We start from the raw sequence: 16,666 nt of genomic DNA, 5'->3' as shown, positions 1-16,666 counted from the left end.
CAACAAAAATACAACTTTATTCCGTGATTGTCAAATTTTTATACCATCATACTTCTTAAAACACGACCAGAAAATGAAATTTTTCAAGCTAAAAAATCTACCTATAATTGTTTTTGTATTGATAGTTATAGGATTATTTGTGAATACTTTTATTAAATCTAAACAGTGTTTTCAAAATGCTTATTATTTGGTAATAGATCAAGTAGAAGACGGAGGAAGAGGAACGGAAATGTTATATTCAAAAGGAAAGCAAATAATTCTTACTCCTTATGATCCCGTGAATATAAAAATGGGCGATTCTATTTCAAAAGATTCTTGTGCAACGTACGTCTATTTTTACAGAAAAGATTCCTTAGGAAATTATTATGAATTTACTAAATTAGAGCCAACGTACATTTACCCAAGAAGTTGGTTTTGTAACGAATAAAAACAGTAGAAAGATGAAATTTTTTAGCTTAAAAAATTTACCCATAATTCTTTTTGTATTGATAACTATAAGATTATTTGTGAATATTTTTACAAAAGTTAAAAATTCTATTCAAAGCACTTATTTATTTGGTAATAGATGAAGTAAAATACATCTCCAAAGGCAAAATTCACATAGATAATAATCTCCAACAATCTTTCTTAAAAGGTAAATTATGTGTGAGTAATTTTATAAAAATGGCAAAGATCAAAACATTCGCGATTAATGTTCCCAAACGAAAAGACAGACGCAAGCATATTGCATCTGTCTTTTCTGAACATAACACTTTTGGGTAGAGTTACACAAGGTATGATACTCAAATCCATCCAAAATTGATGTAGAAAAACACAATTTCAAAAGCTTTTATATGGTTTTCAAACTTTTTTGAAAAACAACAAGTTTTCCTCACCGCTCGGCGCATCCGATGTCTCAAAAGTGTGTTGTTTCCTTCAATATCGGTAGTGTGTTTTTTACCTATTTTATGTGTATATTCTTGAAAAACAGACGCAAAAGCTTCCCAATTATCTGTACAAATCTCATCAAAACTAACACCCAATTTCTTCAATTTCTCACGAAGTTTTTGGGCTGTTTTATGTTTCGTTTGCTTCCTACCCACGCTACAACTTCCTTTTTTTCAGCAGAATAAGCATAAATCAACCACTTTTTATTCTTCTTTTTTTTACAAAAGTCGAAAGTTCATCAACTTGTAACGATTTGTATTTGTTTTGTTTAGGTTTGATTTCTCGATTGAAATTTACCAAAACCGAAAGTACTTTTTTGATGCTAAATTTCTCAATTTCAGTAATGTCACGAATACCTACATTTCTTGCCAAAAGCAAGAGAATTTTCGCAGTGATATGCGAAGCCCAACCTTTGTAGGTCAGATTATGGTGACCAATAAATTGGCGTTTACAGGTTTTGCAAAGATAGTTTTGTTTTTTGTTCTTTTTATTCCCATTTTTGACTACCTTTGTGCATTGACAATTGGGGCAATGGAGTGTAATTGTTATTAGCATTCAACAAAAATACAACTTTACTCCCTGATTGTCAAATTTTTATACCATCATACTTTTTAAAACACGACCCAATTTTTATATTCCGTAACGAAGTCTTTGTCTTGAAAGCTAACACAAAAATATATATCATATTGAAAATCAAGATTTAATATCTGAGTATAGATATATTTTTAAGTCAAACGCGAGTGGATTTTTATATTTTCTCGCGAATTTTATAGCGTTTTTCTTTTTTACGTGTACCAAGAATAATTTCACCTAAGAAACCAGCAATAAAAAATTGTACGCCTATAATCATCGTTACCAAAGCCACATAGAATTCTGGACGACTGGTAATGAGCCTGTTGTGCGGATGAATAAAAAGTTTATCTATTCCGAGGTAAAACGCAAAACAAAATCCGATAAAAAACATCAATACCCCCAAAGCACCAAAAAAATGCATAGGTCGTTTGCCGAAATTTGATATAAAACTGATAGTGATTAAATCTAAAAAACCATTGATAAATCGGCTTGCTCCAAATTTGGTATGTCCATATTTACGAGCCTGATGCTTAACTATTTTTTCGGTAATTTTTTGATATCCTGCATTTTTGGCTAGTAAAGGAATGTATCGATGCATTTCCCCCGAAACATCTATATTTTTTACCACTTCGTTACGATAGGCTTTCAGTCCGCAATTAAAATCGTGTAGTGGCAACCCAGAAGTTTTACGTGCAGCCCAATTGAACAATTTTGAAGGAATATTTTTGGAAATAACAGAATCATAACGTTTCTTTTTCCAACCCGAAACCAAATCGTTTTGTTGTTGAGTAATCATCTTGTATAGTTCGGGGATTTCTTCAGGATTGTCCTGCAAATCAGCATCCATAGTGATAACTACTTCACCTTTTGCTTTTTTGAATCCAATATTCAAGGCTTGAGATTTTCCGTAATTTTTTAAAAAACGAATTCCCTTAACTTGATTATCTTCAGCGGCTATTCTTTTTATTTCATTCCAAGAACCATCTGTACTTCCATCGTCTATAAAAATAATTTCATAAGAAAAGGCATTTTTACGCATCACCTCTGCAATCCAACGATGAAGTTCGTTAAGTGATTCTCTTTCATTCAATAAAGGGATAATTACTGATATTTGCATCATTAAAAATAGCTTAAAAATTGGATTTAAAATCCTCTATAATTAGCGCAAATATACAATATTTTTAAAAGGGAAATTTCAGTAAATTCCGAAAATTTCCCTTTTTAAGGTTTATTGATCAGAAGCTTCCCATTCGTTAAGAGCCTCAATGATGATTTCGCACCCCTTTTTGATTTCCGTTTCGGTCAAAGTTAGTGGAGGGGATAGTCGTACCGCACGAGTTTCAAAAAGTAACCAATAGACAATGAGCCCTTTGTCTTGGCAACGGAGTACCACGTGATTGGCGATTTCAGCAGATTTTACAATGATGGCAAGCATCAGTCCTTTTCCATTGATAGCTTCAATAAGCGGATGTTTCAAATATTTTCTGAAAAGTTTTTCTTTTTCCAAGGTTTGAGCCATTAAATCGGTGGAGATAAGCTCTTTTAAAGTTGCCAGTGAAGCTGCTGCAATAACAGGATGTCCACCAAAGGTAGTAATGTGCCCTAATTTCGGATGGTTTGATAGTAACCTCATTAAATCTGCCGATGCGACGAAAGCTCCCACAGGCATTCCACTTGCCATACCTTTCCCGATGGCAATAATGTCGGGTACAATATCGTAATTTTGAAATCCAAAAAGTTTTCCAGTACGCCCAAATCCAGGTTGTATTTCATCGATAATAAGCAGTGCACCAACAGCTTCACATCGTTGTTTGACCTTTTTGAGATAGTCGTTTTTGGGTTCTATAAATCCAGCACCTCCTTGAATACTCTCCAAAACTACTCCAGCAGTGCGCTGGGTAATTTTATTGAGATCTTCTTCATTATTAAATTCAATAAAATCAACATCGGGTAGTAGTGGGCGAAAAGGTTGTTTACGTTCTTCATATCCCATCAAGCTCATAGATCCCTGTGTATTACCGTGATAAGCATTTTTGGCGGCAATAAGTTGCGAACGCCCTGTAGCTCGTTTTGCCAGTTTTACAGCTCCTTCGATGGCTTCGGTTCCTGAATTTACTAAATAGGTGGTATTGAGGCTTTCAGGTAACTGCTCGGCAAGTAGCTTACAGAAATCAACCGCTGGTTTTTGAACATATTCTCCATAAACCATCACGTGCATATATCGTGAAACTTGTCTTTGAATAGCATCAACTACCTTAGGGTGGCAATGCCCTAAAGTACAAGCTGAAACTCCGGCCACGAAATCCAGATATTTTTTGCCGTCAGTGGTATAAATGTAGCTTCCTTGAGCGTGAGAAACCTCTAATAGCATTGGAGTAGGTGAGGTCTGTGCCTGATATTTTAAAAATTCTTCTTTTTGACTCATATTTCTGTTTGATTTTATTTTTCGTTGCGTATTCTGGGGTCTAACCAAGAATAGGTAATATCTACCAATATATTTATGATAATAAAACAGGTTGAAATGACCAAAACACTTCCCATAATTACAGGCAAGTCTAAGGTGTTTATAGCATCAACAATTTGTTTGCCCAATCCGTTCCAACCAAAAACATACTCTACAAAAACGGCACCCGCCAACATACCCGCAAACCATCCTGATAATGCGGTAATTACTGGATTTAGAGCATTTCGTAAGGCGTGCCTCAAAATCACTTGTTGGGTGGAAAGCCCTTTGGCGTAGGCAGTACGGATATAATCAGAACTAAGCACCTCCAATAAGGAATTACGCATTAATTGCACCACAACGGCTAAGGGGCGTATGCCTAAAGCCAAAGCTGGAAGTATCATATTTTTGATTTTCAATTGGTAAGCTATACCATAATCGTCCCATTCGAACAAATTTCCTGTCATAGAAAGCCCTGTGAAGTTATGCCATAAAAAACCAAAAAGCCAAGCCAAAATAATGGCACTAAAAAAAGAAGGCAAACTCATTGCAAAGGTACTTACCAATTGAATTGTTTTATCAATAAAAGTATCTTTATTTAAAGCAGAAATGATACCCAGCAAAATTCCTAAAAAAGTAGCCAAAAGGATGGAAACCAAAGCCAAAATAAAGGTGTTAGGAAGCGTTTCTGCAATAATATCAGTTACTTTTTTACCATTTTTTTGGAAAGATTCTCTCAAGTAAGGTAATTTCAAAGCAACCTCATATTTTCCTGCTGAAAATAGAGGGTATCCAGTATATTTATTTTCAAAATAAGTATAGTCTGAACCTTGTTTACTATGTAATGATATAGGCGATAAGTCGTTCAGGTAAAGCCAATATTGCACAGGCAGGGATTGGTCAAAACCGTATTTCTTTTTGATTTGTAATAGTTGCTGACTATTTTCATTCTGATCAAGCATCATCCGTGCGGGGTCGCCTGGCATTATGTTGAAAAGAAAAAAAACAACGGAAACTACCCCGAAGAGGGTCAATAACATTTGAAAGCTCTTTTTTAAAGCGTATTGTACCATTACTTTTCGAATTGCTTTAAAATGGTTTTTCTTCCTACGGTTTTGGTAATGATGTCTTTATCAATATTCCAGCCTCGTGCTGGGCTGAATTGGCGTCCGTACCAAATCAGTTGTAGGTGCAGTTTATTCCAATTTTTTTCAGGGAAAAGTTTTTTAGCGTCCTTTTCAGTTTGTGTAACATTTTTTCCGCTGGAAAGCCCCCATCGGTACATTAGCCGATGAATATGTGTATCCACGGGGAAGGCAGGAACTCCAAAGGCTTGACTCATAACCACACTTGCTGTTTTATGCCCTACGGCAGGTAAGGCTTCCAAATCTTCAAAGCTTTGCGGAACTTGCCCTTGGTGTTTTTCAATCAAAATATGAGAAAGCTCATAAATTCCTTTTGATTTCATAGGCGAAAGCCCTACGGGTTTAATAATCTCACGGATTTCCTCTATCGAGAGTTTTATCATATCGTACGGATTGTCGGCTTTAGCAAAAAGCAAAGGTGTGATTTGATTTACACGAACGTCAGTGCTTTGAGCCGATAAAAGTACGGCAATCAGTAGCGTATAAGGGTCTTTATGATCCAGTGGAATAGGAATTTGCGGATAAAGCTCATCTAATGTTTGCTGAATGAATTTGACTTTTTCCGATTTTGTCATTTCTTTTGTAATTTTGTCTGCAAAATAAATCAAAAAAAATGAAATCACTGCAAATAGGAGAGGTAATTCCTGACTTTTCAGGGATTGATCAAAACGGAAATCCGATAAAACTATCGGATTACAAACAACGTAAAGGAATTATTTTCTTTTATCCCAAGGCGAGTACTCCAGGGTGCACTGCTGAGGTTTGTAACCTTAGAGACGGACACGAAATACTAAAAAAACAAGGTTTTTTCTTACTCGGAATAAGTGCCGATTCGGTAAAAAGACAGCTCAATTTTGCTGAAAAAAATCAATTGCCTTTTCCTCTTATAGCCGATGAAAACCGTGAAATTATTGAACTTTTTGGAGTGTGGGGACAAAAAAAATTTATGGGAAAAGTCTTTGATGGCATACATCGTAAAACTTTCATCATAGATGAAAATCATCAAATAACTCACATCATTGATAAAGTACAAACTAAAAATCATACCCAACAAATACTTTCTCTCGTTAGCTGAATATCGGTTAATACAAAATAATGGGGCATTACTATTACTCCTTTAAAGGGAATATGAAAATGTAAATTATAAGAAAACATTTTTCGATTATATGTTAATCAATTAAAAAACTCCCTGATTTTGAAGTGTTGTGAAATTGAATGTTTAATTTTTTACAAGTTCTTTCCCAATTTGAAGCTAACCAAGGAAAATTACTACCATCAGCAATTACCCAAGTGGGGTTTGTAGCTCTTAGCATACGTTCTAAATTGATTTTGGGTGAATTAGATAACAGAACAAAATCAACTTTATCACTTTTAGGATAAACCCCTAAACTGTCGATAATTAGCAATCGGTGTTTTTGAATTTCTAAAAGGGAAGGAATGCTTTTAGAATTCACACGATTGACTCCTGAATTTTTTATGTATGCGGATATGGACTTTTCAGAGTTTTTATGTTTTTGATATACCGTTAGTTGTTTTCCATTTCTTACGCCTATGAGGGTGTTTTTAGGGGTGTGAAATACGTACGTTTTTTGGTCGGTTTGCGCTTGATACTTCGCGTAGAATAAGGTAAATTGAAAAACCAAAACAAAACATAATAGAATTTTCAGATATTTAGCTTTTCGGACTTCTAACCAAATTAAAAAGATGAAAATAATAGCTACCGAACAAAACAACATATAATGGTCAAAATAAATATCTCTAAAGATGAATTTTTCTTGTGAGGCAACTGTTTTCGCGGTAAAAAGCATTGCCTCTAACAATAATTCTAAGCTAAAAACCACAAAATTGGGGAGTAAATTAAATACTGCTAAAAATAGCGATAGAAATCCTAATACCAAAATAGGGAATAGTAAAGGTACCATAAATAGGTTACCTACGAAAAACAAAATCGGGAATTGATGAAAATAATATAAACTGAAAGGAAGGACCCCAAGTTGTGCTGTAGCTCCTAAAGCAAAAAGTTTCCAAAAGTAAGCTAGCAATTTGTTTTTGAATTCAATACAATTTAATATTGGAAAGAAAGCCAATATGGAGAAAACAGCAGCATAACTGAGTTGAAAGCCTACATCAAATAGAAAATTCGGGCGAATCATCAATAAAAATAGCATTGAGAGCATTAGCGCATCGAAGCGGCCTTGTTGTTTTTGTAGTAAAAGCCCAACTCCCACAAAGCTAAACATTGTAACGGCGCGCATCACTGAAGCTGACAGCCCTGTTAAAAAAGCAAAGCTCCATAGTCCGCTCAAGAGTAATAAAAAGCGAATGATTTTCCAACCATTACGGTTAGGAAGTTTTCCGATAAAGAAAAGCAAAATGGCTACGATAACCCCTACGTGAAGCCCTGAAATTGCCAATAAATGAACCGTTCCAGAATCAATAAATGACTGGTAAAGAAAGTCATCTAATGTTGAACGATTACCTAAAAGCAATGCCTTTAATAGCGCTTTACTTTGATTTGAAAATTGAGTTTTATCCAATTTATTTGACAAAAATCGTCTTGATTTTTCAGCTAAATTTTTAATGGTATGTACTGATGATGTTTCAAGAAATTTGAAATTTATGGGTTCTACTCGCCAAAAAATTCCCCTTTGCTGCATATATTGCTTATAATCAAACTGATTCGGATTTTTTATTGTCGCAAATTTTGAAGTTTTTCCTATGAAAGCAATAGTTTTACCCTGAGTTACTTCCTTTTCTAAAGAATTCTCTTTACGAAAAATACAGAGTACATCTCCTGATATTTTTTGGTCATCTGCTCTAAAAAGATGTACGCGATATGTTGTTCCATACTCCGAAACAGAGACCTGCTCTGCAATGTTTCCCAAAAAAGTATAGTATTCATTTTCTTTCAAATGATGAATATAATGCGTACTTTTTTGAGAGGGATTATGTAAAAACGATGTCAAAAATCCCACAAAAATCGATGCAAAAAATACGTGTAGGGAATATCCTTGGCGAAAAAAAAGTTTTCGTGAAGCTAAATATAAATGAAATGCAATGGTTATGAGTAAGATACCTCCTATAATAAGCAGTTGTTGCCACGAGAGAAATATCCATTCAGAGCTTAAAATTCCAATAATAAACCCTATGAGAATCAGTAATATGGCATTATTTACAAATCTCACATAAGTACTCTTTTAGCTTTTCGGTAGGCTTTACTCCAATATCCTTCATTTAATGAAGATATAATTACTCCACGTGAAGTGGAGGCGTGTATAAATTTGATTTCTGTAATATGCTCAACCACAATACCTACGTGTGATATACGTTTGGATTTTCCAGTAACAAAAAACAGTAAATCCCCAACGATGACTTGGTCTAAATCTACGTCTTCGCCTTGTTTTGCCATTTCGTGCGAAGAACGATTTAAACTGATATTTACCGCTTCAAATGAAGTGCCTACCAAAGCAGAACAGTCCATTCCCTTACGAGTAGTTCCACCGTAACGATAAGGCGTTCCTAAAAAAGAAAGGGCAGTATCAATAACTACTTGTTGCTTTTCGTTAGTATATTTATTGGAATTGACGGTATTTGAAACACTTTTATTACTAAAATCAGTATTCGGATCAGAGGGTAAGGTTACTGATTTTTTTTCGGGTTCTTGAGGCTTCTTTCTGTTTTCGATGACTACATTTTCAGTAGAATTACTCCTTTTGGCAATACGCTTTCGTGTTGTGTAACGTTCTGCACAAGAGGTAAATAAAATTACCATTAACAAAAATATGCCTAATAACGTATTTCGCATAGAAGATAGTTTACAATTTTGAGAAATGCTGACATAAACTTGATTTTAAATCAATTGCTTTATGTCAGCATTTTATAAAGATGATTAAAAAATTAGCTCAGTGAGTCCAATTTAGAGTTTAAAATATTGATAATTAAAGATTCATTATTAGAATCAACGTCAAAATAAATACCATCACCCTCTTTGATTTTACTCGCTACAATTTCTTCCGCCAAAAGGTCTTCTACATATTTTTGAATTGCTCTTTTCAAAGGACGTGCCCCGTACTGACGGTCGTATCCTTTCTCGGCTATAAATTCTCGAGCTTTCTGGCTCAATTTAATTTGGTAGCCCAATTCCTTGATACGAATATATAGTTTATTTAACTCAATATCAATGATTCGGAAAATATCTTCTTTATCCAATGGATTGAAGATAATTACATCATCAATACGATTTAAGAACTCGGGAGCGAAAGCTTTTTTCAAAGCATTTTCAATGACCGATTTTTCGTGCGCTTCGGCTTGATTTGTTTTTGCAGCAGTTCCAAAACCGATGCCTTGCCCAAAGTCTTTGAGCTGACGCGCACCAATGTTGGAAGTCATAATAATGATGCAGTTTCTAAAATCAATTTTTCTCCCTAAACTGTCGGTCAAGAAGCCATCGTCAAGCACTTGTAAAAGCATATTAAATACATCAGGATGTGCCTTTTCAATTTCGTCCAAAAGCACTACCGAGTAAGGTTTTCGGCGTACTTTTTCGGTAAGTTGACCACCTTCTTCGTAACCTACATATCCTGGAGGTGCACCGATTAGCCTTGTGGTTGAAAATTTTTCCATATATTCGCTCATATCAATGCGTATCATAGCCTCTTCGGAGTCAAATAATTCCTTAGCTAATACTTTCGCTAGTTGGGTTTTCCCCACGCCAGTTTGTCCCAAAAAAATAAATGAACCAATAGGTTTGTTCGGGTCTTTCAGACCAGTACGATTACGCTTGATGGCTTTTATCACTTTTTCAACAGCTGCATCTTGCCCAATAATTTTTCCTTTAATGGTTTCGCCTAAAGTGGCTAATTTATTCATTTCGGTTTGAGCAATACGATTCACTGGAATGCCACTCATCATTGAAACCACATCGGCAATATGGTCTTCTGTTACTTCATCACGATGCTCCTTAACATACTCTTCCCATTTTTTATGGGCGTCACCTAACGATTTTTCTAAGTTTTTTTCAGAATCACGTAATCTGGCAGCTTCTTCAAATTGTTGCTTGGAAACGGCAAGATTTTTTTCTTTGGTAATGTTTTCTAATTGAGATTCAAGCTCTAAAATCTCCTTAGGAACTTTCATTTCAGTAATGTGGATTCGCGAACCTGCTTCATCTAAAGCATCTAAAGCTTTGTCGGGCAGAAAGCGATCGGTTAAGTATCGATTCGTTAGCTTAACACAAGCCTCAATAGCAGCATCGGTATAGGTAACGCTATGGTGATCCTCATATTTCTTTTTGATATTATGAAGAATTTCAATAGTTTCTTCTACGGAAGTAGGTTCTACAATTACCTTTTGGAAACGACGCTCTAAAGCACCATCTTTTTCGATAGATTGTCGATATTCATCCAAGGTGGTTGCTCCAATACACTGAATTTCACCACGTGCCAATGCGGGTTTGAACATATTTGAAGCATCTAAGCTACCTGCAGCTCCACCTGCTCCTACAATGGTATGAATTTCGTCGATGAATAAAATGATATCATCATTTTTTTCCAATTCATTCATTATGGCTTTCATACGTTCTTCGAACTGCCCTCGGTATTTGGTTCCGGCAACCAATGAAGCTAAATCTAACGAAACCACACGTTTATTGTACAGGATACGTGAAACTTTCTTTTGAAAAATACGCAATGCAAGTCCTTCAGCGATGGCACTTTTTCCCACTCCGGGTTCTCCAATTAGCAAAGGATTGTTTTTTTTGCGACGACTTAAAATTTGTGAAACTCGTTCAATTTCCTTATCTCTACCAATAACGGGGTCTAACTTGCCTTGTTCAGCCAAATAAGTCAAATCTCTACCGAAATTATCAAGGACGGTCATTTTTCGTTGCCCTCCCTTATTGGAGCCAGAAGGTGGAATATTTTCCCCTTTTGGGCGCTCTAAAAAATCGTCTTGAGGTTCATCTTCAAAATCTTTTGACATATCAACATTAAAGGCATCTGAATCAAGATTTTTATGTGAACTCAACACTTCTTTTGCATTTTCGTAATCTACGTTCAGTTTTTTGAATATTTTTGTTGTTGGGTCGTTTTCATTACGTAAAATACTCAGTAACAGATGTCCAGAATTTACGATACTATCTTGTGAACGCTTGGTTTCCAAAAATGTAGTTTGTATAGCTCGTTGTGCTTGCATCGTAAGGGCAGGGGTGGGGGAGCTGAAAGCTGCTCCTTCGGCAACGGAAATAAGGGTATCAATGCGTTGTTTTAACAGAATAAAATCAATATTTAACGCTTTCAAAATTTCGAACGCCTTCCCTGATCCTTCGTGAAGGATAGCTACCACAAAGTGTTCTGTACCAATAAATGGGCTACCTAATCGTTTAGCTTCTTCGTGACTGAATGTGATAATTCTTTTAACTCTTGGTGAAAAATTTTCGCTCATAGTAGTGATCTTACAAATCTTTTGGATAATATGTAATCAAAAATCATACCTAAGTTTTCCTTAAAGAAAACTTGTCAGTAGTTTCATTCCTAAAATAAAAAGAGCAAAGTAATAAAAAAGACAGAAATAAACTAATTTTTTTAAATATTTTTAAGTCAGATTTTATAAGTTCAATTTTTTAATCTATTTCTCATAATATATCTTTGTCTATTTAAGTGATAAATACTATGAGTCAGTTATTTATCATTTTTAAAGTAATTTTATGAAAGCGCCATAATAACCAAATGGCAGCAATGGTAAGCCCCAATAGAAGTCCTATCCAAATTCCCATTCCTCCTAAAGGGGTGTGCAATCCTAAAATATAGGAAATTGGAAAACTGATTACCCAGTAGGCGACAAAAGTAATATACATCGGTTTTTTAACGTCTTGTAATCCTCGTAACGCTCCTAAAGCCGCTACTTGCAATCCGTCGGAAATTTGAAAAATGGCAGCTATGAGTAGAAGTTTAGCCGCTTCAGAAATCACTTCAAGGTTATCCGATTGATTTACAATATCATTCATATCTAAATACAGCGTAGGAAGCCAATGTCTAAACAAAGCAAAAAACGAAGCAAAACAAGTTTGAGTGAAAAAAACTAACAAAAAAACTGAAAGTGCAATGCGTCGTAAATTAGCAAAATCACGTAATCCACGCTGATTTCCCACACGAATCATTGCTGCTACACTCAACCCTGAAGCCACCATAAAAGTCATACTTGATAAATTCAAAGCAACTTGATTTGCTGCTTGAGGATTTTTACCCAAAACACCGCTAATCCAAATAGCAGCAGTAAAAATACCTACTTCGAAAACCATTTGCATTCCTGAGGGAACTCCTAAATTTGTTATTTTTCGTATTTTAAACCGCTCAATATTTTTCCAATTCAAATTGCGTATTAAATCTTTTGTTTTTTTAAGTCTTAAGAGAATGAACCAAAGCAGAATGGGCATCATCAAACGAGAGACCAAGGTACCAATTCCCGCTCCGATAATTCCTAAGGCAGGAAAACCAAAATTGCCATAAATAAAGATATAATTCAGTAAAATATTTACCAAATTTCCTACCAATGTTACATACATAGGATATCGAGTAAGCGATAATCCGTCAGTAAATTGTTTTAAGGAAGAAAAAAACACTAAAGGAATTAGCGAGAAAGCTACCAAATTAGTGTAAGGCACTGCCAAAGCAACTACTTCTTGTGGTTGTTTGAGCCAATGCATTAACGGACCAGAAAGAAATAATAATCCGAAAAGAAACAAAGCAAGGACACTACTAATGAGAATACTATGTTTTAAAATCGATTTTACTTCAGAATGATTTTTTACGCTATCTGCCTCCGCTACCAAAGGTGTAAAAGCAGTTGAGAAACCAATACCAAAAGACATTGCAACAAAAACAATGCTATTCCCCAAGGCTACGGCTGCCAGTTCGGCAGTTCCTAATTTGCCTACCATAACATTATCCACAAAACCTACGAAAGTATGTCCGAGCATTCCTAAAATTACAGGGAAAGCCAGTTTGAAATTATGTTTAAACTCTCGGGTATAATTCGAAATATTATGATAAAAAAGCATTTTTCTTGTTTTGTTGTTATATTATGGTTGTTTTATTCATCAAATAAAAATCCAGAATGACCATTGCAGCCATTGCCTCCACAATGGGAACTGCACGTGGTACTACACAAGGGTCGTGACGTCCTTTTCCTTGCATTTGCACGATGTTTCCTTCTGAATCTAAAGCAGGTTGCATTTGCATAAGAGTTGCCACAGGTTTGAAAGCCACTTTAAAATAAATATCCATTCCGTTACTAATACCTCCTTGAATTCCGCCAGAACGATTGGTTTGTGTACTTCCGTTAGGATTGAAAAGATCATTATGTTGGCTTCCACGTTGTTTAGTCCCTTCAAAACCACTGCCGTATTCAAAACCTTTCACAGCGTTGATAGAAAGCATTGCTTTACCTAACTGTGCGTGAAGTCGGTCAAAAACAGGTTCACCCAGCCCCACAGGAACATTCTGGATAACACAACTTATCGTTCCGCCTATTGTATCCCCTGCCTTTCGGATTTCTTTTATATAATTTTCCATTTTTGAAGCCATTTGCAAATCAGGACAACGAACAGGATTGGTTTCTGTTAGAGACAAATCCAATTCTGTATAATCTTTATTTACAGAAAGTTCCCCTACAGAAGAAACATAAGCCGAAAACCGAATGTCTTTCAAAACTTGTTTGGCGATAGCTCCTGCCACCACACGACAAGCCGTTTCACGAGCTGAACTTCGTCCGCCTCCACGATAATCGCGATGTCCGTACTTTTGCTGATAAACATAATCGGCGTGACTTGGTCGATACACTTCTTTTATATGACTATAATCGTACGACTTTTGATTTGTATTTTCAATAATAAAACCTATGGAAGTTCCTGTTGTTTTTCCCTCAAAAATCCCTGAAAGGAAACGTACTTCGTCAGGTTCTTTCCGTTGAGTAACGATAGCCGATTGACCAGGTTTTCGTCGGTATAATTCTTTTTGAATTGCTTCAAAATCAATGTTTATCCCTGCTGGACAGCCATCAATAATTCCGCCAAGAGCCTCCCCGTGCGACTCGCCAAAAGTAGTGAGCCTAAATATCGTTCCGAATGTATTTCCTGCCATAGTTTTATTTTTGAAAATGAAAGATTAAGAATTATTTTGAAAGATTGGTTTGTAGCTCTAGCCAATCATTTGCCAACAATTGTTGCAATTTTGTATTATTTTTAGAAGTAACCGCACTATGATATTCTGTTTTTTCCATAGCCAAATAGGCTATTGTTTCAATTTCTTCTGCATTTAATCCTAATTGTTTTGATAGGAAATCGCTCATTTGGTTTCTGATGTAATCGGCAACTTTTTTATTTTTTTCGTATTTGACCTCTTTTTTATACATTTTCCGTTTTCCGGTAATGGCATTAATAAGTCCTATTATGTTGATAGACAGCAGTGAATTGCCTCGTATTTTAGTGTTAGCATATTCTCGTTTTTCAGCAAAAGTTCGTTTTATGGGTGTATGCTGTATAATGCCGATTTCTTTGGCGTCAATCTTCTGATATTTAGAAACTTCTACGCCTTTAATTTCTTCAATTTCATCGACTAAACGAATTGTTATGGGCTCTTTAATACTTTTTAAATCGTATTTTGTAATGGTTCTGAAGACTGTCTTTTTCCCGATATGAGTTGCTTTTAAGGTATTGCCCTCACGAACAGGAATAGAAAAATTTCCGTCGGCATCGGTATAGACTATTTTTTTATTTTCCAAATTTTCAATGTGAACTCCTTGAAGCGCAATAGTATCCGAAAGTACTTGTCCGTGAATGATTTCCGCAGTTTGAGCCACCGATTTTAGGACAGAAAAAAGCAAAAATAAAGCTATAAAAATGTTTTTCATAGGCTTATAAATCTTCCTCAACATCAATTAGTTTGTTGTATTCCAGCCAAGCGTCAATAAGCATAAAACGGAGATTTTCGTTCTGTTTATTACGAACTGCTTGGTGAAAAGCGGGTTTTTCCATCACGAAATAAGCCAAAAGATCAATTTGTTCTTCATTGATTTTGAGTTCCTTTTTTAGAAAATCACTCATATTGAGCTTTATATAATCAGCAATTGCTAAATTAGTTTCATTAAGAGCTATTTTTTTGAGCATTTTGGTTCTTCCTGTAACAGCGTTGATTAAACCAATGATTAAACCACCCCCAGATGATGATGCACTATATACGCGTTTTTCCGCAAAAGATTTCTTTTTAACCTCGTGCTGAATAATCCCTAATTCTTTAGCATCAATTTTTTGATATTTAGAGACCTCTACTTCACTTAGTTCAGTAATTTGCGGTTTCATTTCTATCACGAATCCTGCAAAGGAGTCCATATCTTGGGCAGTAATGGTTTTAAAAACTGTTTGTAGCCCCACGTGGGTCAGTTGTAACACTTGACTTTCAGCTACAAGTAAAGAAAAGTATCCGCTAGTATCGGTAACTGTAAATTTTTGAGTATGTAAATTCTGAATATGAACGTTCTCTATCGGATTTCCTGCTACCACTACTTTACCAATGACAGTGCGCAGTTTTTGAGCAGTAAGTAGCTGTGTAGCAAAAAAAAGAAGTCCTATGGATAGAAAAATTTTCATATTTATTGAATTATCCGTTGATAGCCTCCACTTTTAATTGCGGATTTTGCAACATATCGCGCAACATTGTTTCAATCCCATTTTTTAAAGTAAAGGTAGAAGAAGGACAGCCGCTACACGCTCCTTGAAGCATCACTTGTACCAAATGAGTTTGTGCATCGTATGATAAGAAATGAATATTTCCTCCATCAGAAGCTACGGCAGGTTTTACGTATTCTTCAATAATATCCATAATTTGCTGAGAAACTGCATCAGTGGTTTTTGCTTCTTGCTTTTCATTTGTTCTTTTTTCAACCTCTGAAGCAGCAATAACATCCTTTCCTTGAGCAATATGATTCCGAATAAACTCGCGCAATTCCATTGTTATATCATTCCAATCAGCAATATCGTACTTAGTAACCGAAATGTAATTTTCATCTATAAAGACTTCTTTTACAAACGGAAAATGAAATAAAGCTAAGGCTAAAGGCGATGCTTTAGCTTCATCTATTGATTTAAATTCATATACATTGTTTACTAATTTCTTATTAGCGACAAACTTCATTACTGTTGGATTGGGCGTACTTTCAGCATAGACCGTAATGGGTAGATTTTTTTGTTGGGCATCATTGATAACAATTTCTTTACCTGAACGGATATAAGCCAATATTTGTTGGGCGACCTCCTGCTCAACGTCTTCCCATTGTACAATAGAAAAGCGCTCTAAGGCGATGAAATTTCCAGAGATATAAACTGTTTTTATAAATGGTAGATAAAAAAGTTGTTGTGCTAGAGGCGAATCTTTTGCCTGGTCAATATTCTTATATTCGTAGCTTCCTTTTACCAACAAATTTGAAGCTTCTAATTTTATAATGGTTGGATTATTAGTGTGCTGTATATTTAATTCGATGTTTTCCATATTTTATAGTGTGAGATTTTTTAGATTATTATTTTTTT

Annotated in this window: 14 protein-coding genes and 1 pseudogene; 2 read left to right on the top strand and 13 right to left on the bottom strand. The window is 35.3% G+C overall.

Going from position 1 to position 16,666, the window contains the following annotated elements; genetic code table 11:
* Positions 1–187: 187 nt before the first annotated feature.
* Complete coding sequence (locus tag CGC47_RS01705; RefSeq protein WP_123873908.1) at positions 188–427, top strand: hypothetical protein; 240 nt, start codon at positions 188–190, stop codon at positions 425–427.
* Between the two features lie 355 nt (positions 428–782).
* Here CGC47_RS01705 and CGC47_RS01695 read toward each other — a convergent pair.
* The 5 genes and pseudogenes from CGC47_RS01695 to CGC47_RS01675 all read right to left on the bottom strand — a co-directional run bounded on the left by CGC47_RS01695 (position 783) and on the right by CGC47_RS01675 (position 5,663).
* Positions 783–1,482, bottom strand: a pseudogene (locus CGC47_RS01695) (IS1 family transposase).
* 193 nt (positions 1,483–1,675) lie between these two features.
* A complete protein-coding gene (locus CGC47_RS01690; protein WP_041913838.1) occupies positions 1,676–2,617 on the bottom strand; it encodes a glycosyltransferase family 2 protein in 942 nt (313 codons plus the stop codon).
* Between the two features lie 111 nt (positions 2,618–2,728).
* Positions 2,729–3,925: an aspartate aminotransferase family protein gene (locus CGC47_RS01685; protein ID WP_041999268.1), complete on the bottom strand. Its 1,197-nt coding sequence runs from the start codon at positions 3,923–3,925 to the stop codon at positions 2,729–2,731.
* Between the two features lie 14 nt (positions 3,926–3,939).
* Positions 3,940–5,016, bottom strand: a complete 1,077-nt coding sequence (locus CGC47_RS01680) for an ABC transporter permease (protein WP_041999271.1) — start codon at positions 5,014–5,016, stop codon at positions 3,940–3,942.
* Positions 5,016–5,663, bottom strand: a complete 648-nt coding sequence (locus CGC47_RS01675) for an endonuclease III domain-containing protein (RefSeq protein WP_041999293.1) — start codon at positions 5,661–5,663, stop codon at positions 5,016–5,018. The genes CGC47_RS01680 and CGC47_RS01675 overlap by 1 nt, the downstream gene beginning before the upstream one ends.
* Positions 5,664–5,701: 38 nt before the next feature.
* Here CGC47_RS01675 and bcp point away from each other — a divergent pair, with 38 nt between their 5' ends.
* Positions 5,702–6,163, top strand: a complete 462-nt coding sequence (gene bcp / locus CGC47_RS01670; protein ID WP_095899907.1) for a thioredoxin-dependent thiol peroxidase — start codon at positions 5,702–5,704, stop codon at positions 6,161–6,163.
* A 94-nt stretch (positions 6,164–6,257) separates the two neighbouring features.
* Here bcp and CGC47_RS01665 read toward each other — a convergent pair whose 3' ends face one another.
* The 8 genes from CGC47_RS01665 to CGC47_RS01630 all read right to left on the bottom strand — a co-directional run bounded on the left by CGC47_RS01665 (position 6,258) and on the right by CGC47_RS01630 (position 16,628).
* Positions 6,258–8,273 (bottom strand): ComEC/Rec2 family competence protein, encoded by a 2,016-nt coding sequence (locus tag CGC47_RS01665; RefSeq protein ID WP_041999274.1) that lies wholly within the window; start codon positions 8,271–8,273, stop codon positions 6,258–6,260.
* Positions 8,270–8,893, bottom strand: a complete 624-nt coding sequence (locus CGC47_RS01660) for a C40 family peptidase (RefSeq protein ID WP_041999277.1) — start codon at positions 8,891–8,893, stop codon at positions 8,270–8,272. The genes CGC47_RS01665 and CGC47_RS01660 overlap by 4 nt, the downstream gene beginning before the upstream one ends.
* 92 nt (positions 8,894–8,985) lie before the next feature.
* Positions 8,986–11,529 (bottom strand): ATP-dependent Clp protease ATP-binding subunit, encoded by a 2,544-nt coding sequence (locus CGC47_RS01655; protein ID WP_095899906.1) that lies wholly within the window; start codon positions 11,527–11,529, stop codon positions 8,986–8,988.
* Between the two features lie 232 nt (positions 11,530–11,761).
* Entirely contained in the window at positions 11,762–13,144 is a 1,383-nt protein-coding gene (locus CGC47_RS01650; protein ID WP_013997237.1) for an MATE family efflux transporter, read from the bottom strand.
* A 16-nt stretch (positions 13,145–13,160) separates the two neighbouring features.
* Positions 13,161–14,225, bottom strand: coding sequence for a chorismate synthase (gene aroC / locus CGC47_RS01645; protein WP_041999280.1), 1,065 nt, complete (start codon positions 14,223–14,225; stop codon positions 13,161–13,163).
* 31 nt (positions 14,226–14,256) lie between these two features.
* Positions 14,257–14,994, bottom strand: coding sequence for a hypothetical protein (locus CGC47_RS01640; protein WP_100342917.1), 738 nt, complete (start codon positions 14,992–14,994; stop codon positions 14,257–14,259).
* Positions 14,995–14,998: 4 nt separating this feature from the next.
* Complete coding sequence (locus tag CGC47_RS01635; protein WP_095899904.1) at positions 14,999–15,730, bottom strand: carboxypeptidase-like regulatory domain-containing protein; 732 nt, start codon at positions 15,728–15,730, stop codon at positions 14,999–15,001.
* A 10-nt stretch (positions 15,731–15,740) separates the two neighbouring features.
* A complete protein-coding gene (locus CGC47_RS01630; RefSeq protein ID WP_013997232.1) occupies positions 15,741–16,628 on the bottom strand; it encodes a NifU family protein in 888 nt (295 codons plus the stop codon).
* Between the last annotated feature and the right edge of the window lie 38 nt (positions 16,629–16,666).

This window comes from Capnocytophaga canimorsus (assembly GCF_002302565.1).
GTDB lineage: Bacteria > Bacteroidota > Bacteroidia > Flavobacteriales > Flavobacteriaceae > Capnocytophaga > Capnocytophaga canimorsus.
Note: the sequence above shows the minus strand (reverse complement) of the source record. Positions and strands in the feature narration are given on the sequence as shown.

Coding starts and splice junctions, on each gene's coding strand:
- CGC47_RS01690 (WP_041913838.1), bottom strand. CDS start 2,617: ATGCAAATATCAGTAATTATCCCTTTATTGAATGAAAGAGAATCACTT.
- CGC47_RS01685 (WP_041999268.1), bottom strand. CDS start 3,925: ATGAGTCAAAAAGAAGAATTTTTAAAATATCAGGCACAGACCTCACCT.
- CGC47_RS01680 (WP_041999271.1), bottom strand. CDS start 5,016: ATGGTACAATACGCTTTAAAAAAGAGCTTTCAAATGTTATTGACCCTC.
- CGC47_RS01675 (WP_041999293.1), bottom strand. CDS start 5,663: ATGACAAAATCGGAAAAAGTCAAATTCATTCAGCAAACATTAGATGAG.
- bcp (WP_095899907.1), top strand. CDS start 5,702: ATGAAATCACTGCAAATAGGAGAGGTAATTCCTGACTTTTCAGGGATT.
- CGC47_RS01660 (WP_041999277.1), bottom strand. CDS start 8,893: ATGCGAAATACGTTATTAGGCATATTTTTGTTAATGGTAATTTTATTT.
- CGC47_RS01655 (WP_095899906.1), bottom strand. CDS start 11,529: ATGAGCGAAAATTTTTCACCAAGAGTTAAAAGAATTATCACATTCAGT.
- CGC47_RS01650 (WP_013997237.1), bottom strand. CDS start 13,144: ATGCTTTTTTATCATAATATTTCGAATTATACCCGAGAGTTTAAACAT.
- aroC (WP_041999280.1), bottom strand. CDS start 14,225: ATGGCAGGAAATACATTCGGAACGATATTTAGGCTCACTACTTTTGGC.
- CGC47_RS01640 (WP_100342917.1), bottom strand. CDS start 14,994: ATGAAAAACATTTTTATAGCTTTATTTTTGCTTTTTTCTGTCCTAAAA.
- CGC47_RS01635 (WP_095899904.1), bottom strand. CDS start 15,730: ATGAAAATTTTTCTATCCATAGGACTTCTTTTTTTTGCTACACAGCTA.
- CGC47_RS01630 (WP_013997232.1), bottom strand. CDS start 16,628: ATGGAAAACATCGAATTAAATATACAGCACACTAATAATCCAACCATT.